This is a genomic window from Enterobacter sp. 5-4 (genome assembly GCF_000612205.1).
Taxonomy (GTDB): Bacteria; Pseudomonadota; Gammaproteobacteria; order Enterobacterales; family Enterobacteriaceae; genus Enterobacter; species Enterobacter roggenkampii.
This window is the reverse complement of sequence record NZ_JFHW01000026.1, coordinates 62713-88633: the sequence shown is the minus strand read 5'-3', so window position 1 is coordinate 88633 and position 25921 is coordinate 62713. Positions and strand designations below refer to the sequence as shown.

General features: G+C 57.7%; 27 protein-coding genes and 1 riboswitch. Of the genes, 16 read left to right on the top strand and 11 right to left on the bottom strand.

The window, feature by feature from the left end:
* Positions 1–24 precede the first annotated feature (24 nt).
* Positions 25–936 carry a 23S rRNA (adenine(1618)-N(6))-methyltransferase RlmF gene (gene rlmF, locus AA74_RS0117190; RefSeq protein ID WP_025912872.1) on the bottom strand — a complete coding sequence of 304 codons (912 nt, stop codon included), beginning with the start codon at positions 934–936 and terminating at the stop codon, positions 25–27.
* Between the two features lie 243 nt (positions 937–1179).
* Between rlmF and mcbA the strand changes: the two genes are divergently transcribed.
* The 3 genes from mcbA to ybiJ all read left to right on the top strand — a co-directional run bounded on the left by mcbA (position 1180) and on the right by ybiJ (position 2380).
* Positions 1180–1446 carry a DUF1471 family periplasmic protein McbA gene (gene mcbA / locus AA74_RS0117180; protein WP_021240977.1) on the top strand — a complete coding sequence of 89 codons (267 nt, stop codon included), beginning with the start codon at positions 1180–1182 and terminating at the stop codon, positions 1444–1446.
* 121 nt (positions 1447–1567) lie between these two features.
* A complete protein-coding gene (locus AA74_RS0117175) occupies positions 1568–1834 on the top strand; it encodes a DksA/TraR family C4-type zinc finger protein (RefSeq protein WP_023292949.1) in 267 nt (88 codons plus the stop codon).
* Between the two features lie 285 nt (positions 1835–2119).
* A complete protein-coding gene (gene ybiJ / locus AA74_RS0117170) occupies positions 2120–2380 on the top strand; it encodes a DUF1471 family protein YbiJ (RefSeq protein ID WP_025912871.1) in 261 nt (86 codons plus the stop codon).
* Positions 2381–2499: 119 nt separating this feature from the next.
* Here ybiJ and ybiB read toward each other — a convergent pair whose 3' ends face one another.
* Positions 2500–3462 carry a DNA-binding protein YbiB gene (gene ybiB / locus AA74_RS0117165; protein ID WP_023326955.1) on the bottom strand — a complete coding sequence of 321 codons (963 nt, stop codon included), beginning with the start codon at positions 3460–3462 and terminating at the stop codon, positions 2500–2502.
* Between the two features lie 256 nt (positions 3463–3718).
* Between ybiB and AA74_RS0117160 the strand changes: the two genes are divergently transcribed.
* The 5 genes from AA74_RS0117160 to AA74_RS0117140 all read left to right on the top strand — a co-directional run bounded on the left by AA74_RS0117160 (position 3719) and on the right by AA74_RS0117140 (position 9090).
* Positions 3719–4255: a fimbrial protein gene (locus AA74_RS0117160; protein ID WP_021240980.1), complete on the top strand. Its 537-nt coding sequence runs from the start codon at positions 3719–3721 to the stop codon at positions 4253–4255.
* Positions 4256–4324: 69 nt separating this feature from the next.
* Entirely contained in the window at positions 4325–4999 is a 675-nt protein-coding gene (locus AA74_RS0117155) for a molecular chaperone (protein ID WP_008501161.1), read from the top strand.
* A 26-nt stretch (positions 5000–5025) separates the two neighbouring features.
* Positions 5026–7569, top strand: a complete 2544-nt coding sequence (locus tag AA74_RS0117150) for a fimbria/pilus outer membrane usher protein (RefSeq protein ID WP_155267975.1) — start codon at positions 5026–5028, stop codon at positions 7567–7569.
* Between the two features lie 22 nt (positions 7570–7591).
* Complete coding sequence (locus AA74_RS0117145; RefSeq protein WP_025912869.1) at positions 7592–8581, top strand: fimbrial protein; 990 nt, start codon at positions 7592–7594, stop codon at positions 8579–8581.
* 5 nt (positions 8582–8586) lie between these two features.
* Positions 8587–9090, top strand: a complete 504-nt coding sequence (locus tag AA74_RS0117140) for a fimbrial protein (protein ID WP_008501157.1) — start codon at positions 8587–8589, stop codon at positions 9088–9090.
* On the opposite strand, the gene dinG is transcribed toward AA74_RS0117140, so the two are convergent.
* Both dinG and rhlE read right to left on the bottom strand, forming a co-directional pair.
* Positions 9077–11254, bottom strand: coding sequence for an ATP-dependent DNA helicase DinG (gene dinG / locus AA74_RS0117135; protein ID WP_021240984.1), 2178 nt, complete (start codon positions 11252–11254; stop codon positions 9077–9079). The genes AA74_RS0117140 and dinG overlap by 14 nt on opposite strands.
* Positions 11255–11351: 97 nt before the next feature.
* Complete coding sequence (gene rhlE / locus AA74_RS0117130) at positions 11352–12731, bottom strand: ATP-dependent RNA helicase RhlE (RefSeq protein ID WP_008501155.1); 1380 nt, start codon at positions 12729–12731, stop codon at positions 11352–11354.
* A gap of 205 nt (positions 12732–12936) precedes the next feature.
* Here rhlE and cecR point away from each other — a divergent pair, with 205 nt between their 5' ends.
* From cecR to AA74_RS0117105, 5 genes are read left to right on the top strand one after another with little or no spacing between them, the layout of a single operon-like run.
* Entirely contained in the window at positions 12937–13614 is a 678-nt protein-coding gene (cecR, locus tag AA74_RS0117125) for a transcriptional regulator CecR (RefSeq protein ID WP_023343624.1), read from the top strand.
* Entirely contained in the window at positions 13611–14606 is a 996-nt protein-coding gene (gene hlyD, locus AA74_RS0117120) for a secretion protein HlyD (protein WP_025912868.1), read from the top strand. The genes cecR and hlyD overlap by 4 nt, the downstream gene beginning before the upstream one ends.
* Positions 14599–16338 carry an ATP-binding cassette domain-containing protein gene (locus tag AA74_RS0117115; RefSeq protein WP_025912867.1) on the top strand — a complete coding sequence of 580 codons (1740 nt, stop codon included), beginning with the start codon at positions 14599–14601 and terminating at the stop codon, positions 16336–16338. Before hlyD ends, AA74_RS0117115 begins: the two co-directional genes overlap by 8 nt.
* The gene (locus AA74_RS0117110; RefSeq protein ID WP_025912866.1) at positions 16328–17461 is read left to right on the top strand and encodes an ABC transporter permease; all 1134 of its coding nucleotides are present in this window, start codon (positions 16328–16330) and stop codon (positions 17459–17461) included. Before AA74_RS0117115 ends, AA74_RS0117110 begins: the two co-directional genes overlap by 11 nt.
* Before the next feature lie 9 nt (positions 17462–17470).
* Positions 17471–18577, top strand: coding sequence for an ABC transporter permease (locus AA74_RS0117105; RefSeq protein ID WP_008501150.1), 1107 nt, complete (start codon positions 17471–17473; stop codon positions 18575–18577).
* On the opposite strand, the gene AA74_RS0117100 is transcribed toward AA74_RS0117105, so the two are convergent.
* Entirely contained in the window at positions 18539–18949 is a 411-nt protein-coding gene (locus tag AA74_RS0117100; RefSeq protein ID WP_008501149.1) for a YbhQ family protein, read from the bottom strand. The two genes, AA74_RS0117105 and AA74_RS0117100, sit on opposite strands and share 39 nt — an antisense overlap.
* Before the next feature lie 133 nt (positions 18950–19082).
* Here AA74_RS0117100 and AA74_RS0117095 point away from each other — a divergent pair, with 133 nt between their 5' ends.
* Genes AA74_RS0117095 through AA74_RS0117085 form a run of 3 tightly spaced genes read left to right on the top strand, consistent with a single transcriptional unit; the run spans position 19083 to position 22041 of the window.
* Positions 19083–19844, top strand: coding sequence for an endonuclease/exonuclease/phosphatase family protein (locus AA74_RS0117095; protein WP_008501148.1), 762 nt, complete (start codon positions 19083–19085; stop codon positions 19842–19844).
* A complete protein-coding gene (gene clsB, locus AA74_RS0117090; RefSeq protein ID WP_023343620.1) occupies positions 19841–21079 on the top strand; it encodes a cardiolipin synthase ClsB in 1239 nt (412 codons plus the stop codon). Before AA74_RS0117095 ends, clsB begins: the two co-directional genes overlap by 4 nt.
* Positions 21079–22041, top strand: coding sequence for a YbhN family protein (locus AA74_RS0117085; protein ID WP_008501146.1), 963 nt, complete (start codon positions 21079–21081; stop codon positions 22039–22041). The genes clsB and AA74_RS0117085 overlap by 1 nt, the downstream gene beginning before the upstream one ends.
* Before the next feature lie 89 nt (positions 22042–22130).
* Here the strand turns inward: AA74_RS0117085 and AA74_RS0117080 are convergent, their stop codons facing one another.
* From AA74_RS0117080 to moaA, 6 genes are all read right to left on the bottom strand, one after another.
* A complete protein-coding gene (locus tag AA74_RS0117080; protein ID WP_025912865.1) occupies positions 22131–22838 on the bottom strand; it encodes a Bax inhibitor-1/YccA family protein in 708 nt (235 codons plus the stop codon).
* 64 nt (positions 22839–22902) lie between these two features.
* Positions 22903–23355, bottom strand: coding sequence for a molybdopterin synthase catalytic subunit MoaE (gene moaE / locus AA74_RS0117075; RefSeq protein WP_025912864.1), 453 nt, complete (start codon positions 23353–23355; stop codon positions 22903–22905).
* A gap of 1 nt (position 23356) precedes the next feature.
* Complete coding sequence (gene moaD / locus AA74_RS0117070) at positions 23357–23602, bottom strand: molybdopterin synthase sulfur carrier subunit (RefSeq protein ID WP_008501143.1); 246 nt, start codon at positions 23600–23602, stop codon at positions 23357–23359.
* Positions 23595–24080, bottom strand: a complete 486-nt coding sequence (moaC, locus tag AA74_RS0117065) for a cyclic pyranopterin monophosphate synthase MoaC (RefSeq protein ID WP_025912863.1) — start codon at positions 24078–24080, stop codon at positions 23595–23597. The genes moaD and moaC overlap by 8 nt, the downstream gene beginning before the upstream one ends.
* Positions 24081–24083: 3 nt before the next feature.
* Entirely contained in the window at positions 24084–24596 is a 513-nt protein-coding gene (gene moaB, locus AA74_RS0117060; protein ID WP_025912862.1) for a molybdenum cofactor biosynthesis protein B, read from the bottom strand.
* 24 nt (positions 24597–24620) lie between these two features.
* Entirely contained in the window at positions 24621–25610 is a 990-nt protein-coding gene (gene moaA / locus AA74_RS0117055; RefSeq protein ID WP_008501140.1) for a GTP 3',8-cyclase MoaA, read from the bottom strand.
* Positions 25598–25732: riboswitch (molybdenum cofactor riboswitch) on the bottom strand. (Overlaps the previous gene by 13 nt.)
* Positions 25733–25921 lie beyond the last annotated feature (189 nt).

The window sequence follows — 25921 nt, the reverse complement described above, 5'->3', positions numbered from 1 at the left end:
CCTGACCCGGCCTGCGGCGCAGCGCTATTTGCGACGTTTGTTATCGTCCATAAATGACCAGGCGATAAAGCGGCTTTGCTTCTGGCCCTGCGCCATCTCTTTTTTCACCACTTTCACCGCGCCCGCTTCGGTGAGCGCGCGGTAAAGTGGCGGCAGGTTATCACCGCGTGAAACCAGCGTCGTAAACCACTTCACCTGACGGCCAAACTGTTTGCTTTCCGCAATCATGCGCAGGATAAAGGCCACCTCGCCGCCTTCACACCACAGCTCCTGCTGCTGACCGCCGAAGTTCAGCGCGGCGTCTTCAGCCTGACCCAGGTTGCGGCGCTTGCGCTCGCTGCCCGCGCGGGCCGCTGCCGCCGAATCGTGGAACGGCGGGTTGCACATCGTGGCGTCATAGGTTTCATTTTTATGAATAATGCCGTTGAAGATTGAGGCGGCCTCTTTCTGACGACGCAGGCGAATGGCGCGGCTTAATCCCGGGTTCGCGTTGATAATCGCCTGGGCGCTGGCGAAGGCCTCGGCACCGATTTCGCTTCCGGTAAAGCGCCAGTGATACTCATGCGCGCCGATCAGCGGGTAAATCAGGTTCGCCCCGGTGCCGATATCCAGCACGGTCGCCTGCTGAGGAATAATGCCATCACGGTCTTCAGCCAGAAGATCGGCAAGGTGATGAATGTAATCCGCGCGGCCCGGAACGGGTGGACAGAGAAAGCCTTCCGGAATATCCCAGTTCGCCACACCGTAGTAATGTGCGAGCAGCGCTTTGTTCAACATTTTAACCGCCTGGGGGTCAGCAAAGTTGACCGAAGGTTCACCCGCGGGGGTCTGGACAATATAGTCCTGCAGCGGCGGGCAGCTCAGGCATAACGCATTCATGTCGTAGCGGCTGCGGTGGCGGTTTCGTGGGTGCAATCCCGGCTTTTGGGAAGTCATGGCGTTCTCCTTTAAACAGCGGCGTAAGATACCCTTTGCTGGCCCAACGGTAAATCTTTCTCTGCGGCGCTTAAAAAGCCGCCATAAATCAAACACCTTTATGTCTATGATCTGTCAGCGTAATGTCAACTTTTATCGTTCAAAAAATAAGCAGATCATCATCAAATATTTGCGCTAAGTCACACTCGTCAGGCTTCTAAACTTAAGGGGAATCACCTGTTGTTTCCTCATGAGGATGTGATTATGAAAAAGTACCTGACCCTTGTTGTTATCGCCGCCGCCCTGACGACCGCGTCGTTTTCTGCGATGGCCGTTCAGTCGCTGACCCAGAGTACCGACACCAGCCAGCTTCAGCCTGCAGGCACCGTCTCCGTAAGCCGCGCAAGTAACCTGGACGATCTGCAGAATAAACTGGCGGAAAAAGCCCGCCAGGAAGGTGCAAAAGGCTTCGTGGTGAATTCCGCTGGCGGAGATAACCATATGTACGGCACAGCGACCATCTATAAATAATCTGCCCCACCCCATGACTGCATCTGCCTGCCAGATGCAGTTTGCTCTCTTCCTCGCCTTGATTGTTCATTTTTTAACCCCACATTAAAAGCAGGGCATAACACCATTTCAGGAGGATGCTATGGCTTCCGGTTGGGCGAATGATGACGCCGTAAACGAACAGATCAACAGTACGATTGAAGATGCGGTTGCGCGCGCTCGCGGTGAAATCCCACGCGGCGAAAGCCTGGAGGAGTGCGAAGAGTGTGGAGAGCCGATCCCGGAGGCGCGGCGAAAAGCCATTCCAGGGGTAAGGTTATGCATCACCTGCCAGCAGAATAAAGATTCAAAAAATGCTTCACATTCAGGTTATAATCGCAGAGGTTCGAAAGACAGCCAGTTACGTTGACTTTCCTTTACCTAAGTTAACCGCCGGGGCGCTTACCTTTACGCTCACGATTTTTAGCGAACCGCGTAGCAAAATGTGCCCTTCATTTTTGTTCTGTAAAGCGCATCCACAAGAAGTGTAAAGCGCCACTTTGAATTTATTAGTAATCAATAAGTTATTTGTCATTCAATTTTTTTGATTGACCACGTCAATTCTCTTCGATTTTATCTCTCAAGAAAAAACGTGATACTCATCACATCGACGGAACATTGTCCCCTTAACAGAAACACCTGCGAGAGATTACTTATGAAACCCATCAAATATGCTGTAGCTGCTGTTGCCCTGTCCGCTCTGTCTTTCGGCGCTTTCGCCGTTGAGCCAGTCTCTTCTGCTCAGGCACAGAACATGAACAAAGTTGGTGTGGTGAGTGCTGATGGCGCGACCACCCTAGACGGTCTGGAAGCCAAACTGGCTGAGAAAGCGGCTGCTGCCGGTGCAAGCGGATACACCATTACCTCCGCTAACGGCAATAACAAGCTGAGCGGTACCGCGGTTATCTACAAATAATCGCCTGAATGAATGCTGTCCCCTCGCCAAACCCTCTGGTGAGCTGCTCCAACCCTCATTGACCCTGTTGTTTGTTACCCTTGCTTGCCCGTCCGCCACTGGACGGGCTTTTTTTTTGCCTAAAACGCCGCGTCCACGCGTTTGAGACCGGCCTCGACCGTATCAACTTCCCCGGTTGCCAGCAGGCAGCAGGCCATCTGCAGCTTAATGGACTGCGGCACAGGCACGCTTCCGGCGAGGCACTGTTCAATCCAGTGCGCGGTGGTGTGCGGGTCTTTCGCTTCAGGGAGAATGACGTCCGTATTCTCTTCCCCGCGCGCCAGAACAGCGCGCGTACCGGCAGAATCGATCAGCATCAGCTGAGGGCAGCGGAGTGGATTGGCATACACCTCACCTTCTGTACCGTGCATCAGCAGCGCCCTGCCGCCAATCTCCTCAAAAAATTTCCCGACACGCCCCACGTATTCCGGGTGCGATACGCTGGAAAGGCGCAATGCGGCATCTTCTGCAAACGGCGTCGCCAGCTTCGCCAGGGTGTGGGCGCTGTTGCGCACGCCCATCCGCCAGCGCATATCCAGCTGCTTTTCCAGCGGCGGGCACAGGGCTCCGACGGGGATGTAAACCGGCTGATGGCCATCCAGCTTCGCCTGCGCCTGTCCTGCATGACGCGTTGGCTCAATCCCCAACATGCCGAAAATGGTCTCCGTCAACACGCGGGTGGGATCTTCGCTGACCCCGTGAACCACCACCGGGAACCCCAGCTTATGCAATAAGATCGCCAGCAGCGGAGTGAGGTTTGCCTGCTTGCGCGCGCCGTTATAGCTCGGGATGACAATCGGCATCGGTTTTGCCACCGGCGGCGTCAGGCGCAGCGTTTGCGCCTGCATCGCCTCGTAAAAACCGCGCATCTCCGCTTCGCCTTCGCCTTTGATACGCAGCGCAATCAGGATGCCGCCCATCTCCAGGTCAGGTACCTCGCCATCGAGCATTCGAGTATACAGGGCGCGAGCAGTTTCATGGTCCAGATCGCGGGCGTGGTTTTTGCCCCTGCCTACCTCTTTGATAATCTTGCGATAATCCACGACATCTCTCCTGAAAATATCCTTCTGGTAACAATATAGCCCTGTTAAACGTTCGGACGTTAGTTTTTTTCTACATCATCAACGTTCTGTTTTTAAGGATAAAAATGAAACTCAAGCATTATTTCAATTATTTGTGATTCCAGCAGAAGATTCTTAATGCACCATTATTTGTTTAAATAACCAGTGGAAAGTCATTAAGGGTCAACGGTGAAAACGTCCAGGCAACGCTCTCACCAGAAACATATCAGGATTTGTTATGAACAAGGTTGCTTTAGGTTTAATCATCGCCGCAGCGGTGGGATGTTCTGCATCCACGTTTGCGGCAACAAACGGTGAAGGTCAGATCAATTTCACCGGTGAAATTATCGATTCTGCTTGTCAGGTCGTGAATGGATTAAGTAATCCATTAAATGTTCAGCTGGGAAAAGTGTCTAAAACGGTATTTACCGGTGCTGGCTCTACCAGCACATTAACGAAGTTTGATATTCAGTTAACGAATTGTCCTGACACGGTCACCTCCGCAGCCATTAATTTCGGCGGTACGCCAGATGCGAATAACAACGCTACGCTGGCCTTAACGCCAGATAGCGATGCGGCGACCGGTGTGGCAATTCAGCTGGTTGATGCCTCAGAGCAGCCTGTCAGCCTGTATACGCCATCGCAGCAGTATCAATTAACCTCCGGTACGGCGGTTAACGATCTGGAATTTGGTGCCCGTTATATCCAAACCGGCGCTGCGATCACCGCAGGCCCTGCTAACTCTGTATCGACCTTCACCGTTATTTATAACTGATCTTATCAATCCTGAGATATTAATGCTTTTGCGGGCATTAATATCTCATCTATTTATTGAGAAATCTGTATGCGCCACGGTTATTTACTGAGCACGCTTTTACTGGTAGCCGCCACTGCACATGCGGGCGTCATTATTAATGGCACCCGTCTGGTCTACCAGGGAGATAAAAAGGAATCATCTCTTGGTCTTTCAAATCCAGATGCGACGGATTATCTGGTGCAGTCCTGGGTTGATTCCGGCGGTAAAAACCTGGCCAAAGCCCCGTTCCTCATCACCCCGCCGCTTTTCCGTCTGGATGCCAAAGAAGATAACGTTCTGCGCGTGGTACGCACGGGCGGAAATTTGCCTGAAGACAGGGAATCCCTGTACTGGTTGAATATTAAAGCGATCCCTTCCTCAAAGCAGGTGGAAGGCGTGAATACGCTGCAAATTGCGATTAATACCCGTATTAAATTGCTGTATCGCCCGTCTGCGGTAAAAGGCAGACCAGAAGACGTGGCCGATAAGCTTGAATGGCGTCGCGAAGGTAACGAGCTGGTGGTGAATAACCCCACGCCGTTTTATATGAATTTCCAGGCGGTCACCCTGAATGGTCAGAAAGTGACGAAAGCGACCTGGGCCGTTCCAAAAACAGAAACGCATTTTGCCATACCGGGTAATGTCAGAGGCTCGAACGTGACGTATTCCATTATTACTGATTACGGCAGCATCAGCCATACCTGGTCGAAATCCGTTCATTAATACTTTTCCCCGGTAATAAAATAATCATGTACAGCCATAAAAAGCCGTTCACCTGCCGATTTTCGTCATTGCTGGTCATTCTTTTTGGCCTGGTAATGGCGATCTTTGCGCATCAGGTTATGGCTGATGATTATTTTAACCCTGCCCTGCTGGATATTGATAATCCCCAGCAGGGAAAAACCGATTTATCCGTCTATGAAAAAGGCCCAGGCCAGGCGCCGGGTAAATATCAGGTTACGGTGTTTATCAATAATAATAAAATTGATACCCGCGATGTTACCTTTACGCTGCAGAAAGACGATCAGGGCAACAGCACGCTGCAACCTTGCTTTACCGTGGACGATTTAAAAAGCCTCGGGATCAAGACCCAAAAATATCCGCAGCTGAAAGCCAAAGGCCAGTGCGCCGATTTACACGCCATCCCTGCGGCATCCGCGACCTTCCGCGTTCGCAACCAGCAACTGCTGCTGAGCATTCCCCAGTCGGCGCTCGGTCAGGTGCCTCGCGGCTACATTGACCCAAAAGAGTTTGACGAAGGAATTAACGCGGGCCTGCTTAACTACAGTGCAAATGCCAGCCAAAGCCATGCGCGCCAGCCGGGTGAACAGGATAACAGCAGCCAGTACGTTAACCTGCGTCCGGGTTTGAACATTGGCGCATGGCGCATTCGCAACTATTCCACCTGGAATCGCAGCACCACGGGTAACGAGGAGGACCAAAAATTCACCTCCGTATATACCTACGCGCAACGCGATATGGTGGCGATGAAAAGCGACCTCACCGTCGGCCAGAGTTCCTCGCCTTCCGACGTTTTTGACAGCGTACCCTACACCGGCGTGGAGCTGAAATCCGATAACGACATGCTGCCGGACAGTGAAAAAGGCTATGCCCCCATTATTCGCGGCACCGCCCACAGTAACGCGCAGGTGGTGGTACGCCAGAACGGTTACATCATTTATCAGAATACGGTCGCCCCCGGCGCGTTCGAAATTAACGATCTCTACCCCACCGGCAGCAGCGGCGATCTCCAGGTCACCGTGAAAGAGACCGACGGCAGCGAAAGCCATTTCGTCGTGCCGTTTGCCTCCGTGCCGGTATTGCAGCGTGAAAAAAATCTGCGCTACAGCGTGACTGCCGGACGCTACCGTTCTTATGACAACGACGTCGAGAAGACCCCGTTTGCCCAGGGCAGCGCCATCTACGGTTTACCCTACGGTTTCACCGCCTACGGTGGCGTGCAGCAGAGCAGCCATTACCAGTCTCAGGCGGCTGGCGTCGGGAAAAACATGGGCGATTTAGGCGCCTTTTCCATTGACGTGACCCGCGCAAAGGCCCTGTTGAAAAAACAGCAGGCCAGCAAAGGCCAGTCGTGGCGCGTGCGCTATAGCAAAGACATCGCCCGGTCAGGCACCAACTTCTCCCTGGCCGGCTATCGCTACAACAGCAAAGGGTTTTACACCCTTGAAGACACCATGGAGTCATATACCCGCTCCGACGACTGGTCTGCACCGCAGCAGCGCCGCGCCCGAACCGAAGCCACCATCGACCAGACGCTGCCGGAAGGCTGGGGATCCGTCACCCTGAGCATGGTGAAAGAGACGTACTGGAGTCAGAGCCAGAACATGACCTCGATGAGCGTCAGCTACAACAATAGCTGGCACGGGGTGAGCTACAGCCTCAGCTACAGCATGAACAAAAACACCCAGGACAGCGATGAAGACGGTAACGAGGTGACAAATGACAACCAGTTCTCGCTGAGCGTCTCGGTGCCGCTGGACCGCTGGATGCATAACACCTGGGCCACCTACAACCTGAACAACACCAAAGACGGCACGACGCAGAACATCGGCCTGAACGGCACGGCGCTGAAAGAGGACAACCTGAACTGGAACATCCAGGAAGGGCTGAGCAGCACCGGCAGCGGTAACTCCACCAGCATCAACGCCGATTATAAAGCGACCTATGGTGAAGTGAGCGCAGGCGTCAGTCAGGATAAATATCAGCAGACCGTGAACGTCGGTTTGCAGGGCGGCGTGGTTGCCCATGCGAACGGAATAACCCTGAGCCAGCCGCTCGGTGACACCATCGCGCTGGTGAAAGCGCCGGGCACGCACGGAACCCATATCACGAACCAGACGGGCGTCGAGACCGACTTCCGCGGCTACACCGTCGTGCCGTTTGTTACCGCGTATCGCCACAACACCATCGCGCTGGATACCGAAACGCTACCGGACAACGCCGACGTCACCCACGCGGCGCAGATCGTGACGCCAACCCGCGGGGCCGTGGTGCGCGCCAGCTTTAACACCCGCGTGGGTAACCGCGTCCTGATGACGCTTACGCAAAAGGGTAAACCGCTGCCCTTCGGCGCAACGGTCACCACCGAGGATAAGGACAGCGAATTTATTGTCGGGAATGACGGCCAGACCTACCTCTCTGGTCTGCCGCAGCAAGGGCATCTCAACGTTTCCTGGGGACAGGGGGCGAACGAGCACTGCGTCGCTGACTATGCGCTAACGGATGAGAAAGAGAAAACCAGCATCATTAACGCTGCCGCGCAGTGTCACTGATCCACCGTTCAGGCTAACGATTATGCAAATGATTAAACAGTGCTTTTTCTTACTGGTTCTGGGAACCGCCGCGTTATTTATGCCGCATGCGAAGGCGACCTGTACTACGCCAGACCTACCGAAAATGATCAACGTGGCCTCTATCTCCGTTCCCACGACGCTGGCCGTTGGCGAAACGATCCCGGGTACAGAGCAAATCGCCCATATCGCCGGTAATTGTGACAATGCGGAAGATAAGGGGCTGGAAATTGTCTCTTGTTACTACGGCACTGGGGCTGAGATTCCAGGCCTGAAAGGTGTCTACGATTCGGGAGTTCCTGGGATCGGTGTGGCCCTGATGAACGATCAGGGGCAGCGCATCAGCGGAGCCGGAGGCGTTAACTGCATTTCCACAGGAACGCCGTTGGGTTATGTTTCCAGCGATGGCAAACAGACCTTTAATTTCGACGTTACGCTGGAGTTGGTCAAAACCAGCGATACCGTAGCGTCAGGCACGCTGAATCAAAGTCAGACCCGTTTTGGGATCGGGGTTTATCACCACGAAGGGCTGGGCGATCCCAACACCATCTCCTATGCTGGCAACGTTATTCTGAAAGAGGTCACCTGCTCCGTCCTGCCGAAAAACCTGACGGTCAATCTGGGGGATTTCCCGGTCAGCGATTTTATCAGCGTGGGGATGCTCTCTTCCCCGGCACGAAACTTTGACGTCACGGTGAACTGCAACAGCACCGTACAGCCTGAAGTGAAAATTACCAGCTCAAACGGCTATGAAACGGCCTTCGAAGGGGTGCTGAAACTCACGCAGCAGACCGGCGTCGCGACGGGCGTCGGTGTCCGAATACTGTTCGACGACAATATCGCCACCTTTGATACCTACGTTAACACCCGAAGCGAAGCCATTGCCAACGAAACGCTGACCATACCGTTTGAGGTGCGCTACGAGCAGGTCAGCGACGAGGTCACCCCCGGTCCGGCCAACACTGTTGCCACTATCACGCTTGCTTATAAGTAACTGACATGAAGAAGATAATTGCGTTTCTGGCGCTGGGGCTGATCGCCCAGGCACACGCCGAGGATATTCAGATCCAGATGACGGGCAACATTTACGCCAATACCTGCATCATCGACAGCGCCAGCCGGAACCTGACGGTGGATTTAGGTCAGGCGGCATCCGGTGATTTTAAAGACGTGGGCGATACCGGCGAGTGGAAAGACTTTTCCCTGTCAGTATCCCACTGCCCGCCAAGCCTCGCGCTTGCCACCGCCTACTTCTATGGCCAGGCGGACAGCACGCACCCCACTAAATTCGCCAATATCGGCAGCGCAAAGGGGCTGGCGCTGGAGCTGGCAGACCGGCAGGACAATATTCTCATCGCTCCGCAGGCGAGCTTTAACGCGGTGATTAATCAAAACGATCACACGGCCACCTTCCCACTCGCCGCACGCTACTACGCCACCTCCATGCCGGTGAGCGCGGGGACGTTCAGCAGCGTGGTGCAGGTGACCTTCACTTACCAGTAGGACCGCGCCCCTTAGCACGGATGCTTTTCCTGCGCCCGGCGGTCAGTGTTGCCGGGCGTTTTTTTACCTCGGGCACCTCTGGCTGTTCAATCGGAAAGATCGGAAGCGCATTTAACAACCGTTGGCCGTAATTTTTTGTGAGCAGACGCTTGTCATAAATCACCACCTCCCCCCAGCAGCCGTGGCTACGGATCAGACGCCCGACCTGCTGAATAAGGTTAAACGACGCCGCAGGTAAGCTTTGCACCTCAAACGGATAGCGGTTGAGGCTCTTCAGCCACTCGCCCTCGGTGATAACGACCGGGCTGTCGATGGGCGGGAAGGCAATTTTATGAATATGCACCTGCGTCAGGTAATCGCCCTTCAAATCCAGACCTTCCGCGAAGGACTGCAATCCTACCAGCACGCTGCGCTCGCCGTTATCGATGCGCTTGCGATGGGTTTCCACCAGCCGGTAACGGGGCTGGTCGCCCTGGACCAGCAGAAGCAGGCGCAGGTCGGTCACATGTTCCAGAAAACGCTGCATCGCCCGTCCGCTGGCAAACAGCACCAGCATGCCGGGGTACTTCCTGCTCTCAACCTGTTCGCGGAAGTAGGCCGCCATTTCTGCAATGTGCTGCTCTTCGTTGTCGATAAGCGGCTCGTACTTCATGCGCGGGATCACCAGCTTACCCTGCTCGCAGTGGTTAAACGGCGAATCCAGCGCGACAAAACGATCGCCCGCTTTCTCTTTCAGGCCGCTCATCTCCTGCAGCCGCGAGAAGCTGTTCAGGGAGCGCAGCGTGGCGGAGGTCACGACCACGTGCGGCACGCTGCGCCAGATGAGTTTTTCCAGCTGATCGGCCACGCGGATGCCCACGCAGTGGAAAAACAGGTGGACCTGGCCGTCGCGCACTTCACGGGTGGCCCATTTGGTGACCGGCGCGCCCGACGCCTGCGCCATCGAGGCCAGCCGCCAGAGCTTGCTCTGGGCTTCGAACATGCCGAGCGCACGGTTCATTTGCAGCAGAATGCGGTGCAGGCGAACAACGTCATGGGTGCCGGTTTTCTCGCTGAGATCGTTTAAGAACATCTCCGCCAGCCCGCGCAGCTTTTCCAGATGCTTCGCCAGCTGCTGGCAAATCTCCATCACCTCCTCCGGCAGTTCGCCCATCGCAAAGCGGTGTTCCGCCTCCTGGGCTGCGGGAAGATAAAGATTCAGGATGTTGTTCAGAGACGAGATAAGGCTGTAAACCTCTTCGCAGTGATCGCTCAGACGCTCCGGCACCGCCAGCGGCGGCGTGGTTTTCGGGCGGAACTGCTCCATGCAGGTGGCGACAAGCTTGCAGAAGAGATCCAGCTGCAGGCGGAACCAGGGCGCGGTAATTTCTGCGCTCATCTCCAGCGCGTCGCGCGCCACGTCGGGCAGATGGTGGCCTTCGTCGAGCACCAGCAGCAGGTTTTTCGGCTCCGGCAGCACCGCTTCGCTCTCCAGCGCCGCCATCACCAGCGCGTGGTTAGCCACCACCACTTCGGCTTCCTGAATTTCGCGCCGCGCGACGAAGAACGGGCATTCGCGGTAGTAGTGACAGTTGCGGTTCAGACAGCTGGCCTTGTCGGTGCTGAGCCTGCGCCACAGATCGTCGCTGATGGCTTTATCGGTGTGATCGCGCAGGCCGTCCCATTTATAACCATCAAGATCGCCTTTCAGCGTTGCGCAGAGCTCCTGCTCGGCTTTGTTGTTGGGCGTGAGATCGTCGTCGAGGAACGCCAGCAGATCCTGTTGCGACGCCTCGCTGCTGGCAAGCCCTGCCAGGTTACGCGGGCAGACGTAGCGACCGCGGCCAAAGGCGGCCGTAAACCGCAGGTCGGGGATGATTTTGCGCAGCAGCGGCAAATCTTTGCTGAAGATCTGGTCCTGCAAGGCCACGTTGGCGGTGCTGACCACCAGCGTTTTGTCCTCCTCCCGCGCGATGGCGATGCCGGGAATGAGATACGACAGGGTTTTCCCGACGCCGGTCGGGGCTTCAATCGCCAGATGTCGCCCGTCGTCCCCGGCGAGCGTTTTTGCCACGTCGGCAATCATCTGCCGCTGCGGCGCTCGGGGGATAAAATCGGGGATCTGCTGCTGTAGCGCCTTATACCAGGCGCCTATTTGCGCTTTCAGCGCCGCGGTTAAAGCCATTGGAAAACCTGAAATACTGTATAAACAGCCACTATTGTGGCACTTTCTCTTCGCTGCCGCAAAAAGAAAAGCCCGGCTTTACGACCGGGCTTCCAGATTACTGCGGGTTAGCAGGCTTGCGCGGGCGGCGTCGGCGCTGCCCTTCCCCTGCCGGCTTGCCTTCGCCGCTGCGCCACGGATTGTCACCGGCCGGTTTGCTGTCGTTGCCACGACGCGGCGGTTTGCCCGCTGTCTTCGGCGCGCCACCTTCGGCACGACGCGGCTGTTGGCCGCGACCACCGCCGCCCTGACCGCGACCGCCCTGACGACCGTTCTGAATCGGCTCGGCTTTGATCGACGGGTCCACTTCATAGCCCGGGGTTTCGATGCGCGGGATCTCTTTCTTCAGCAGGCGTTCGATGTCGCGCAGGAGCTTGTGTTCATCCACGCACACCAGAGAGAGCGCTTCACCGGTGGCCGCCGCACGACCGGTACGGCCGATACGGTGCACGTAGTCTTCCGGCACGTTTGGCAGCTCGTAGTTCACCACATGCGGCAGCTCTTCAATGTCGAGGCCACGGGCGGCGATGTCGGTCGCCACCAGCACGCGGATGTCGCCAGACTTGAAGTCCGCCAGCGCACGGGTACGCGCGCCCTGGCTCTTGTTGCCGTGGATCGCCGCGCTGCGGATGCCGTCTTTGTTCAGCTGTTCCGCCAGGTGGTTCGCGCCGTGCTTGGTGCGGGTAAAGACCAGCACCTGCTGCCAGTTACCCTGACCGATCATCTGGGAGAGCAGTTCGCGCTTGCGCTTTTTATCCACAAAGTGAACGTGCTGCGTCACCTGCTCAGAGGCAGTGTTGCGGCGCGCCACTTCCACTTCCAGCGGGTTATGCAGCAGCTTTTCCGCCAGCGCCTTGATCTCGTCGGAGAAGGTCGCGGAGAAGAGCAGGTTCTGACGACGCGGCGGCAGCTTGGCCAGCACGCGACGAATGTCGTGAATAAAGCCCATGTCGAGCATGCGGTCGGCTTCGTCCAGTACCAGAATTTCGATGTTATCCAGCTTCACCGCGTTCTGGTGTTCCAGATCCAGCAGACGGCCCGGCGTTGCCACCAGCACGTCCACGCCGCCGCGCAGCTTCATCATCTGCGGGTTGATGCTGACCCCGCCGAACACCACCAGCGAGCGAATGTTGAGATAGCGGCTGTAGTCACGCACGTTCTCGCCAATCTGCGCGGCCAGCTCGCGGGTTGGGGTGAGGATCAGGGCACGAACCGGACGACGGCCTTTGGCGTGCGGCTGGTTTTTTACCAGCAGCTCTAACAGCGGCAGCGTAAAGCCCGCGGTTTTACCGGTGCCGGTCTGGGCGCTGGCCATCAGGTCACGGCCCTGAAGAACGGCAGGAATAGCCTGCTGCTGGATTGGGGTTGGCTCAACGTAGCCCTGCTCTGCGATCGCGCGCAGAATTTCCGGGTTCAGGCCAAGGGAATCAAAAGACATAAAAACTCCGAACCGCCCCGACCATCACAGGTGTAGTTTTCAGGGAGATATAACAATTGAGAGGACAAAAACCACAATGTCGCGAAGGGGCGGAGTGTAGCAGCTTTTGTGACGTGGCGCATAAAATATCCCTCCGCGTTCCCTCGACGGGGATGCAAATCAAGCATAATCTTAATCAATCGATTGATTAATTTTTAATGCCGCCATGAATACAACACCCACAACAACCAAAGGTGAACAGGCCAAAAACCAGCTTATTGCCGCCGCGCTGGCGCAGTTTGGTGAGTATGGGCTGCACGCGACCACGCGCGATATCGCCGCGCTGGCGGGGCAGAACATTGCGGCGATTACCTACTATTTTGGCTCAAAAGAGGATTTATATCTCGCCTGCGCCGAGTGGATCGCCGATTTTATCGGCACGCAGTTTCACCCGCACGTTGAGGAGGCCACCGCGCTGCTCGGCCAGCCATCGCCCGATCGCGAGGCCATCCGCCAGCTGATCCTGAGTGCCTGCCACAACATGATCCGCGTGCTGACGCACGACGATACGCTCAACCTGAGCAAGTTTATCTCCCGCGAGCAGCTCTCCCCCACTGCCGCCTACCAGCGGGTACACGATCGGGTGATTGCCCCGATGCATACCCACCTGACCCGGCTGATCGCCGCCTATACCGGGCGGGATGCCGGCGATACCGCGACAATTTTGCATACCCACGCCCTGCTGGGTGAAATCCTTGCCTTCCGTCTGGGCCGGGAAACCATCCTGTTACGCACCGGCTGGACACAATTTGATGAGGATAAAGCCGCGCAGATCGGTGAGGTGATCGCCTGTCATCTCGATCTGATCCTGCAAGGCTTAACGCAAAGGAGCCTGAAGTCATGAAAAAACCTGTCGCCATCATTCTGGTGGTCGTTGTGTTGCTTGCCGCGGGCGTCGGTGGATGGCTGTGGTATCAGAGCCATCAGGATAAAGGCCTGACGCTGTACGGTAACGTGGATATTCGCACGGTGAACATGAGCTTCCGCGTGGGCGGACGTCTCGCCTCGCTGAACGTGGACGAAGGCGATGCCATTAAAAGCGGGCAGACGCTGGGGATGCTGGACAAAGCGCCCTATGAGAACGCGCTGCTGCAGGCCAAAGCGGGCGTTTCCGTTGCGCAGGCGCAGTATGACCTGATGCTGGCCGGCTATCGCGACGAAGAGATCGCCCAGGCCGCTGCCGCCGTCAAACAGGCACAGGCGGCCTATGACTACGCGCAGAACTTCTATGCCCGCCAGCAGGGGCTGTGGAAAAGCCGCACCATTTCCGCGAATGACCTGGAAAATGCGCGCTCGTCCCGCGACCAGGCGCAGGCAACCCTGAAGTCCGCGCAGGATAAATTAAGCCAGTACCACACCGGTAACCGCCCGCAGGATATCGCCCAGGCGAAAGCCAGCCTTGAACAGGCGCAGGCCCAGCTGTCGCAGGCAGAGCTGGATCTGCACGACACCACGCTGGTGGCACCGTCAGACGGCACGCTGATGACCCGCGCCGTCGAGCCGGGCAGCATGCTCAGCGCGGGCAGCACCGTGTTAACCCTCTCCCTGACCCGCCCGGTCTGGGTACGTGCCTACATTGATGAGCCCAATCTCGGCCAGATGCAGCCGGGCCGCGAGCTGCTGCTTTATACCGACGGTCGCCCGGACAAGCCGTATCACGGCAAGGTGGGCTTCGTCTCCCCTACCGCCGAATTCACGCCGAAAACGGTAGAAACGCCGGACCTGCGTACCGACCTGGTGTATCGCCTGCGCATCATCGTGACCGATGCGGACGACGCCCTGCGCCAGGGCATGCCCGTCACCGTAAAAGTGAACAGCGGGGAACGACATGAATGACGCGGTTATTCAGCTCAACAGTCTGGTTAAACGCTTTAAGGGGATGGATAAGCCTGCGGTCGCGCCGCTGAACTGCACCATCCGGAAAGGCTACGTGACCGGGCTGGTCGGTCCGGACGGCGCGGGGAAAACCACGCTGATGCGGATGCTGGCGGGGTTGCTGAAGCCGGATGAAGGATCGGCCCGCGTGCTGGGCCTGGATCCGATAAAGGACGACGGCCCGCTCCACGCCATGCTCGGCTATATGCCGCAGAAGTTTGGCCTGTATGAAGACCTGACGGTGATGGAAAACCTGAACCTGTACGCCGACCTGCGCAGCGTCACCGGCGAAACCCGGGAGAAAACCTTCGCCCGCCTGCTGGAATTTACCTCGCTCGGCCCGTTCACCGACCGGCTGGCGGGCAAGCTCTCCGGCGGGATGAAGCAGAAGCTGGGGCTGGCCTGCACGCTGGTGGGCGAGCCGAAGGTGCTGCTGCTGGATGAGCCCGGCGTCGGCGTGGACCCGATTTCCCGCCGCGAGCTGTGGCAGATGGTGCACGAGCTGGCGGGCGACGGGATGCTGATCCTCTGGAGCACCTCCTACCTCGACGAAGCGGAGCAGTGCCGGGACGTGCTGCTGATGAACGAAGGCGAGCTGCTCTATCAGGGCGAGCCGACGACGCTGACGCAGAGCATGGCCGGGCGCAGCTTCCTGCTGCACAGCCCGCAGGCGTCCAACCGCTCGCTGCTGCAGCGGGTGCTCAGGCTGCCGCAGGTCAGCGACGGGATGATTCAGGGCCGCTCGGTGCGGGTCATCCTCAAAAAAGAGGCCACCGTCGACGATATTCGCCGGGCGCCTGGAATGCCGACGATTGAGATGGAAGAGACGGCGCCGCGTTTTGAAGATGCGTTCATCGACCTGCTGGGCGGCGCGGGAACCTCCGAGTCGCCGCTTGGGGCGATCCTGCACACGGTGGAAGGTACGCCGGGCGAAACGGTGATCGAAGCCAAATCCCTCACCAAAAAGTTCGGGGATTTCGCCGCCACCGACAACGTCAATTTTGCGGTGAAGCGCGGCGAGATTTTTGGCCTGCTCGGACCAAACGGCGCGGGAAAATCGACCACCTTTAAGATGATGTGCGGCCTGCTGGTGCCGACGTCCGGCAAGGCGCTGGTGCTGGATATGGATCTGAAGGTCAGCTCCGGCAAGGCGCGCCAGCACCTGGGCTATATGGCGCAGAAGTTCTCCCTGTACGGCAACCTGACGGTCGAGCAGAATCTGCGCTTTTTCTCCGGCGTGTACGGCCTGCGCGGGCGGGCGCAGAACGAGAAAATTCGCCGCATGAGCGACGCCTTCGGGTTAACGACGATTGCTTCCCACGCCACCGACGAACTGCCGCTCGGCTTTAAGCAGCGGCTGGCGCTGGCCTGCTCGCTGATGCACGAGCCGGATATTCTGTTTCTGGACGAGCCGACCTCCGGCGTTGATCCCATTACCCGCCGCGAGTTCTGGCTGCATATCAACAGCATGGTGGAAAAAGGGGTGACCGTGATGGTGACCACCCACTTTATGGACGAGGCGGAGTACTGCGACCGCATCGGGCTGGTGTATCGCGGCAAGCTGATTGCCCACGGCACGCCGGACGACCTGAAAAACCAGGCCGCCGACGATGAGGTCCCGGACCCGACCATGGAGCAGGCGTTTATCACCCTCATCCACGACTGGGATAAGGAGAATGCCCATGCGCAGTAACGCCCTTTCCTGGCGCCGGGTGCGCGCGCTGTGCGTTAAAGAGACGCGGCAGATCGTGCGCGATCCCAGCAGCTGGCTGATTGCGGTGGTGATCCCCCTGCTGCTGCTGTTTATCTTTGGTTACGGCATTAACCTGGACTCCAGCAAGCTGCGGGTCGGGATTTTACTCGAACAGCAGAGCGAAGAGGCGCTGGACTTTACCCACGCCATGACCGGTTCGCCCTACATTGATGCCACCATCAGCGACAACCGCCAGGAGCTGATCCAGAAGATGCAGGCCGGGAAGATTCGCGGTCTGATCGTCATTCCGGTGGATTTTGCCGCCAACATGGCGCGGGCAAATACCGATGCGCCGATCCAGGTCATCACCGACGGCAGCGAGCCGAACACCGCGAACTTCGTGCAGGGCTACGCGGAGGGGATCTGGCAGCTCTGGCAGATGCAGCGCGCCGAAGACCGGGGTGAAGAATTTAAGCCGCTTATCGACGTGCAGACGCGCTACTGGTTTAACCCCGCCGCCATCAGCCAGCACTTTATTATTCCGGGCGCGGTAACGATTATTATGACGGTGATCGGCGCGATTCTGACCTCGCTGGTCATCGCCCGCGAGTGGGAGCGCGGCACCATGGAGGCGCTGCTTTCCACCGAAGTGACGCGCGTCGAGCTGCTGCTGTGCAAGCTTATTCCCTACTACTTCCTCGGCATGCTGGCGATGCTGCTCTGCATGCTGGTGTCCGTCTTTATCCTCGGCGTGCCGTATCGCGGCTCGCTGATCGTGCTGTTCTTTATCACCAGCCTGTTTTTACTCAGCACGCTGGGGATGGGGCTGCTCATCTCCACCATCACCCGCAACCAGTTTAACGCCGCGCAGGTGGCGCTGAACGCCGCTTTCCTGCCGTCGATAATGCTCTCAGGGTTTATCTTCCAGATAGACAGCATGCCTGCCGTCATCCGCGCCGTGACCTACGTAATTCCGGCGCGCTACTTCGTGAGCACGCTGCAAAGCCTGTTCCTGGCGGGGAATATTCCGGTAGTGCTGATTATCAACACGCTGTTTTTAATGGCGTCGGCGGTGATGTTTATCGGGTTGACGTGGATGAAAACCAAACGGCGGTTAGATTAAGGAGCGCGCATGTTTCACCGTTTATGGACGTTAATACGCAAAGAGCTGCAATCCCTGCTGCGCGAGCCGCAAACCCGCGCCATTCTGGTGTTGCCGGTGCTGATCCAGGTTTTACTGTTCCCGTTTGCCGCCACCCTTGAGGTGACCAACGCCACCATTGCCATTTACAACGAAGACAACGGCAAACACTCCGTCGAGCTGACGCAGCGCTTTGCGCGTGCGAAAGCCTTTACCCACATCCTGCTGCTGAAAAGCCCGCAGGACATTCAGCCCACCATCGACACGCAAAAAGCGCTGCTGCTGGTGCGCTTCCCGGCGGATTTCTCCCGCAATCTGGATACCTTCCAGACCGCGCCGATGCAGCTGATCCTCGACGGGCGTAACTCCAACAGCGCCCAGATTGCGGCCAACTACCTCCAGCAGGTGGTGAAGGATTACCAGCAGGAGCTGATGGACGGCAAACCGAAGCCCAACAACAGCGAACTGGTGGTGCGCAACTGGTATAACCCGAATCTGGACTACAAGTGGTTTGTGGTGCCGTCGCTGATCGCCATGATCACCACCATCGGGGTGATGATTGTGACCTCTCTCTCCGTCGCCCGCGAGCGCGAACAGGGCACGCTGGATCAGCTGCTGGTCTCTCCGCTCGCCACCTGGCAAATTTTCGTCGGCAAAGCGGTGCCGGCGCTAATTGTCGCCACCTTCCAGGCCACCATCGTGCTGGGGGTGGGAATTTGGGCCTACCAGATCCCGTTCGCCGGATCGCTGGCGCTGTTTTACTTCACGATGGTGATTTACGGGCTGTCGCTGGTGGGGTTTGGGCTGCTGATCTCCGCACTCTGCTCGACGCAGCAGCAGGCGTTTATCGGGGTATTCGTCTTTATGATGCCCGCGATCCTGCTCTCCGGGTACGTCTCGCCGGTTGAGAATATGCCGGTGTGGCTCCAGGATCTGACGTGGATAAACCCGATACGCCACTTTACGGATATCACCAAGCAGATCTATCTGAAGGATGCGAGTCTGGATATTGTCTGGGGAAGTTTGTGGCCGCTACTGGTCATCGCGGCCACGACAGGCTCAGTGGCCTATGCGATGTTTAGACGCAACATCGCGTAGCTTTTTCTCTTTGGTCAGCAACGAGACCACCGCAGGCCCTGCGAGGATGGCCAGACCCGCCAGGGCCAGCAGCAGGTTGTTTTGCAGCACGCGTGACAGCAGCCACAGAACAATCATCGCCGCACCAAAGTACCAGGTGGTGGTGAGCTCTTCGAGCACGTCACCCACCTCGCGCCAGCGCGCGTCATGGTGGCGCTGCAAGAACAGCATCGACAGCACGGTGACGCCGTAAAGGACGCATAGCCCCAGGCCAACACGTACCAGCGTGCCGCTCATCCAGCCCATCACCAGTACGGCCACGACCAGTAAATGCAACATTATCTGCCAGCAACTCAGGCCAGTTGCGACACGAACACGTTGTTGCCACTTCATGGCTTCTCTCCTGAAGGATTTTTCTCTGCTTAATCAGACTACCGCACTTTACGGAAAATTCCGTAACGCCGCATCTTTTTGTGACGACGACTACACTTTATTTTCATCGGGATAGTCACTCAGGAAGGAGCTTATGACGAAAAAAATGCAGCATTTCTCGCTTAAAGTGCTGACGATAAACATTCATAAGGGCTTCACAGCATTTAACCGCCGCTTCATTTTACCGGAGCTGCGCGACGCGGTGCGCACCGTCAGCGCGGATATTGTCTGCCTGCAGGAGGTGATGGGCGCACACGAAGTACATCCGCTTCACTTTGAGAACTGGCCCGACACGCCGCACTATGAATTTCTGGCCGACACCATGTGGAGCGATTACGCCTACGGCCGCAACGCGGTCTATCCTGAAGGTCATCACGGCAACGCGGTGCTGTCGCGTTATCCCATTGAACATTATGAAAACCGCGACGTTTCCGTCGGGGAGAGCGAAAAACGCGGCCTGCTCTACTGCCGCATTACCCCGCCCGACCTTGAGCTGCCCATCCACGTCGGCTGCGTTCATCTGGGCCTGCGCGAAGCCCATCGTCAGGCGCAGCTGAAAATGCTGGCCGAATGGGCCAACGCGCTGCCTGACGGTGAACCTGTTGTCGTGGCAGGCGATTTCAACGACTGGCGCCAGCGGGCAAACCATCCGTTGAAGGTGGATGCCGGGCTGGAGGAGATCTTCACCCGGGCGAACGGCAGGCCTGCGCGCACGTTCCCGGTCCGTTTCCCGCTGCTGCGGCTTGACCGCATCTACGTTAAAAATGCCCACGCCAGCAGCCCGACCGCCCTGGCGCTTCTCAACTGGCGGCATCTTTCCGACCATGCCCCGCTCAGCGCGGAGATCCACTTATGAAATGTTCCTGGCAGGAAGGCAACCGGATCACGCTGCTGGTCAACGGGGACGAGTATTACCCGGCCGTGTTTAAGGCAATTGATAACGCCCAGCAGAAAGTGATCCTCGAAACCTTTATCTGGTTCGAAGACAACGTCGGCAAGCAGCTGCACAGCGTGCTCCTGCGCGCCGCACAGCGCGGCGTCAAAATTGAAGTTCTGCTGGATGGCTACGGCTCGCCGGACCTCAGCGATGCGTTCGTCAATGAACTGACCGCCGCAGGCGTGGTATTCCGCTACTACGATCCCGGCCCTCGCCTGTTCGGCATGCGGACCAACCTTTTCCGCCGAATGCACCGCAAAATTGTGGTGGTGGATGAGACGGTGGCGTTTGTCGGCGGCATTAACTACTCGGCGGAACATATGTCCGACTACGGCCCGGAAGCGAAGCAGGATTACGCCATTCGCATTGAAGGCCCGGTAGTGCAGGATATCTTGCTGTTTGAGCTGGAGAACCTGCCGGGGAAAGAGGCCGTTCGCCGCTGGTGGCGACGCCGCCATCGCCCGGAAGAGAACCGGAAGCCCGGCGAAGCGCAGGCGCTTTTCGTCTGGCGCGACAACGGCGAGCACCGGGACGACATTGAACGTCACTATCTCAAGATGCTGGCCAACGCCAAGCGCGAAGTGATCATCGCCAACGCCTACTTTTTCCCGGGCTATCGACTGCTGCATGCCATGCGCAATGCCGCCCGACGCGGCGTGCGCGTGAAGCTGATTGTCCAGGGCGAGCCGGATATGCCGATCGTCAAAGTCGGGGCGCGGCTGCTGTACAACTACCTGGTGAAGGGCGGCGTCCAGATCTACGAATATCGTCGTCGACCGCTGCACGGCAAAGTCGCGCTGATGGACGATCACTGGGCCACCGTAGGCTCCAGCAACCTCGATCCGCTGAGCCTGTCGCTGAATCTTGAAGCCAACCTGATCATTCACGACCGCCAGTTTAACCAGACCCTGCGGGATAACCTGCAGGCGTTGATCGTTAACGACTGCGTGCGCGTGGATGAGTCTATGGTTCCCAAACGCACCTGGTGGAACCTGGGCATCAGCGTGGTGGTGTTCCACTTCCTGCGGCATTTCCCGGCGATGGTCGGCTGGCTGCCGGCGCATACGCCGAAGCTGGCGCAGGTGGACCCGCCGGTACAACCCGAAATGGAAACCCAGGACCGCATTGAAGCGGAAGACGGAGGCAAACCCTGATGTCAAAATCGCATCCACGCTGGCGTCTGGCAAAAAAGATCCTCACCTGGGTATTCTTTATTGCCGTCGCGGTGCTGCTGGTGGTCTACGCGCAGAAAGTGGACTGGGAAGAGGTGTGGAAAGTCATCCGCAACTATAACCGGATGGTGCTGCTGGGCGCGACGGGGCTGGTTATCGTGAGCTACCTGATGTACGGCTGCTATGATCTGCTGGGTCGTGCCTACTGCGGCCACAAGCTGGCCAAACGTCAGGTGATGCTGGTGTCGTTTATCTGCTACGCCTTTAACCTGACGCTGAGCACCTGGGTCGGGGGCATTGGCATGCGCTATCGCCTCTACTCGCGGCTCGGCCTGCCGGGCGGGACCATCACGCGTATTTTTTCCCTGAGCATTACCACCAACTGGCTGGGCTATATCCTGCTCGGCGGGGTGATCTTCACCATCGGCGTCGTGCAGCTGCCCGCGCACTGGTATATCGACGAGGCCACGCTGCGCATTCTGGGCATCGTGCTGCTGCTGATTATCGCCGTTTATCTCTGGGCCTGCGCGTTTGCAAAGCGCCGCCATATGACCATCAAAGGGCAAAAGCTGGTCCTGCCCTCGTGGAAGTTTGCGGTGCTGCAGATGGCGGTCTCCAGCGCCAACTGGATGGCCATGGGGGCGATTATCTGGCTGCTGATTGGCGAGGACGTCAATTACTTCTTCGTGCTGGGCGTGCTGCTGGTGAGCAGCATTGCCGGGGTGATTGTGCACATTCCGGCGGGGATCGGCGTGCTGGAGGCGGTGTTTATTGCCCTGCTGGCCGGGGAGCATGTTTCTCAGGGAACGATTATCGCCGCCCTGCTGGCGTACCGCATGCTGTATTACTTCCTGCCGCTGGCGCTGGCAACGGTCTGCTATCTGGTGCTGGAAAGTCGGGCGAAAAAGCTGCGGGCGAAGAATGAGAGGATGCTAGCGAAGTGAATAAGTCGGGTGGCGGCTTCGCCTTACCCGACCTACGGTTCGCGCTTCGCAGGACGGGCAAGGCGAAGCCGCCACCCGGCAAAGCAACCTTAGCGACGGTTGCCTAAAATCCGCAGCAGCATCAGGAACAGGTTGATGAAGTCCAGATAGAGCGTCAGCGCGCCCAGAATCGCGTATTTGCGCAGGTTGGAACTGTCGCGCACGTCGATCTGCTCGCCGATGTTTTTCAGCTTCTGCGTGTCATAGGCCGTCAACCCGACGAAGAGCACCACCCCGATATAGGTCACGGCCCACATCAGCGCGTCGCTCTTGAGCCACAGGTTCACCAGTGACGCCAGCACAATCCCGATCAGCCCCATAAACAGCATGCTGCCGAAACCGCTCAGATCGCGCTTCGTGGTGTAGCCGTACAGGCTCATCGCGCCAAACATCCCGCCGGTGACCACGAAGGTGCTGGCGATGGATGAGTAGGTGTAAACGATAAAGATGCTGGAAAGCGTCAGCCCCGTTAGCGCCGAATAGAGCATAAACAGGGTCGTTGCCATGCCGGCACTTAGCTTGTGCACCAGACCCGAAAGCACAAATACCAGCGCCAGCTGCGCGATGATCAGCCCAAAGAAGGTGATTTTGCTGGAGAAGATAAACATCATCAGCTCCGGCGTATTCGCCGCATACCACGCGATAAACGCGGTAAGCAGCAGGCCAACCGTCATCCAGCCGTACACCTGAGCCATATACGTCTGCAGGCCGCTACGGGTCTGCTGCACTATTGAATCGGAACGCGGAAATCGGTCCATGATTCACTCCTGATTAAGATTAAGTAGACACACACGTTAAGAGTAACACATCCACGTAAACCGACTACCAACGGCTGGCGGCCTGTTTATCGCTGTCGCGAGATTCTACCCAGCGATCGCCTTCCGGCGTGGCTTCGCGCTTCCAGAACGGCGCTCTGGTTTTGAGGTAATCCATAATGAACTCCCCTGCCGCAAACGCGCTGCCGCGGTGCGCGCTGGTCACCCCGACAAAGACAATCTCCTCGCCGGGCCACATCTCGCCGATGCGGTGAATCACCGTGACGCGTCCGAGCGGCCAGCGGCCTCGCGCCTCGTCCACTATCTCCGCCAGCGATTTCTCGGTCATGCCGGGATAGTGCTCCAGCGTCAGCGCCTTCACGCTGTCACCGAGGTTGTGATTGCGCACTTTGCCGGTAAAGGTCACGACCGCACCGTCTTCGTCGCGTTCCGCCAGCCAGCTGTATTCTGTCCCCACGTTAAAACGCTCAGGGCCAACCAGAATGCGGGTTTCACTCATATTAGCCCCCTGTGACCGGCGGGAAGAAGGCCACTTCATCCCCGGCCTTCAGCGGATGGGTAAGCTCCACCAGCGTCTGGTTAACGGCGGCCAGCAGCTTGCCTTCGTCGAGCGCCAGCGCCCAGCGGTCGCTCTGTGCCGCCAGATGCGCACGCAGAGCCGCAACGTTTTCAAAAGACGCATCCAGCGTCAGGCTGTCGGTATTCACCAGCTCGCGCACCTGCGCAAAAAAGAGCACCTTAATCATGGCTGTCCACCTTAAAATCTCCGGATTTGCCGCCGCTTTTTGCCAGCAGGCGAACCGGGCCAATCACCATGTCTTTCTGCACCGCTTTGCACATGTCGTAGATGGTCAGCGCGGTCACGGACGCTGCCGTCAGCGCCTCCATCTCCACGCCGGTTTTGCCGGTTAAGCGGCACAGCGATTCAATGCGCACGCGGCTCTGCTCCGGCTGCGCCTGAAGGTTCACTTCCACCTTGCTCAGCATCAGCGGATGGCACAGCGGAATTAAGTCCCAGGTGCGCTTGGCGGCCTGAATACCGGCGATGCGGGCGGTCGCAAAGACATCACCCTTGTGATGGCTGCCGTCGATGATCATCGCCAGCGTTTCCGGCAGCATGGTGACGAACGCTTCGGCGCGCGCCTCGCGCACCGTTTCCGCTTTGGCGGAGACGTCCACCATATGCGCTTCGCCAGCGGCGTTAATGTGGGTCAGTTGTGACATAGCTTATTTCTTTAAATGGGGATGGAAATTACACGGACGGGTGCGGGCATCCAGCTGCGGGGCGATGATGTTTTCCCACGCGGTGCGGCAGGCTTTGGTCGAGCCCGGCATGGCGAAAATCAGGGTGTTGTTCGCCACCCCGGCAACGGCGCGCGACTGCAGCGTGGAGGTGCCAATCTCTTCAAAGGAGAGCATGCGGAACACTTCGCCGAAGCCTTCCACCTCGCGGTCGAACAGCGGGAGCAGCGCTTCAGGCGCCTGATCGCCCGCGGTAAAGCCGGTGCCGCCGGTGATCAGCACCACCTGCACCTCATCGCTGGCGATCCACTGAGAGACCTGCGCGCGAATGGCGTAGCGGTTCTCCTTCACGATCGCTTTATCGACGATGTGATGTCCCGCGTCATGGGCCACCTCGCGCAGCCAGTGGCCGGAGGTATCATCCTCTTCGCCACGGCGATCGGAAACGGTAAGGATAGCAATGCGTGTCGGGATAAATTCTGCGCTTACCTGACTCATCTTCTGATTCCTTCTTAAGCCTGATTACCCGCCGATGTAAGACAGGTTCTGAGTAATGCCGGTATTGCCCTGATGCAGGAAGTGGGTCTGTTTTTTATGCGTCAGCGCTTCAGAAATGCGCGCTTCAAGCGCCTCCTGCTGGGCATCGTCTGCCAGCAGATCGCGCAGGTCCACGCCGCCGTCCCCGAACAGGCACAGGTGCAGCTTGCCGACGGAAGAGACGCGCAGGCGGTTGCAGCTGGCGCAGAAGTCTTTCTCGTAAGGCATGATAAGCCCGATCTCGCCTTCGTAATCAGGATGGCAGAAGACCTGCGCCGGGCCGTCGCTGCGCTGGCGGATCTGGTGGATCCAGCCGCGTTTCAGCAGCGCGTCGCGCAGGACCATGCCGGAGATGTGATGACGGCGGAACAGCTCGCTGCCCTCGCCGGTTTCCATCAGCTCAATAAAGCGCAGCTGAATGGGGCGGGATTTGATCCAGGCGAGAAAGGTGTCCAGCTGATGGTGGTTGACGTCGCGCATCAGCACCGTATTGACTTTGACCTTCTCGAACCCGGCGCTGAACGCCGCGTCGATGCCGTCCATCACCTGGCGGAATTTATCCTGGCCGGTAATGGCGTGAAACTGGCGGGCGTCGAGACTGTCCACGCTGACGTTAATGGCGGTTAAGCCCGCATCGCGCCAGGTGGCCACGTCGCGCGCCATGCGGTAACCGTTGGTGGTCACGGCAATCTGACGAATGCGGTCGTTTTCACGCACGGCAGCAATGATGTCCGGGAAATCACGGCGCAGAGAGGGTTCACCGCCGGTCAGACGCACTTTTTCAGTGCCGAGCTCAGAGAAGGCGCGCGTGACGCGGCGCACTTCATCCACGGAGAGAAAGCCGTTATTGGTGACGCTGCCCGGCTTGTAGCCATCGGGCAGGCAGTAGGTGCAACGGAAGTTGCACACATCGGTAATCGACAGACGTAAGTAGTAAAACTTACGCGCGAAAGCATCAGTAAGTTGTGAAGCCATGTACACCTTTCCAGATACGGGAGGCACAGTCATTTCTTTCTGTACCCTGGTGGCAAATTCGCCACGGCCAGAGCGCCATATCTTTCGACACAGGCACAAGGGCTAGAGTGTATGTTTTCAGTGTTGAAAACGTGGTTAAGGCGATAGTAGCGCGGAAAGTCTGACAGCGCCATTATCGCTTTTCGCTATATAATTACGTATATAGCGAATCAATCCTGCATTTTCGCTACAGAATACCTAAAAACTGCACTTTCACATTGATATACGTCATTTTGCTTCGGGTGAGGCATCGTCTTTTAGGGGTAGTTAGG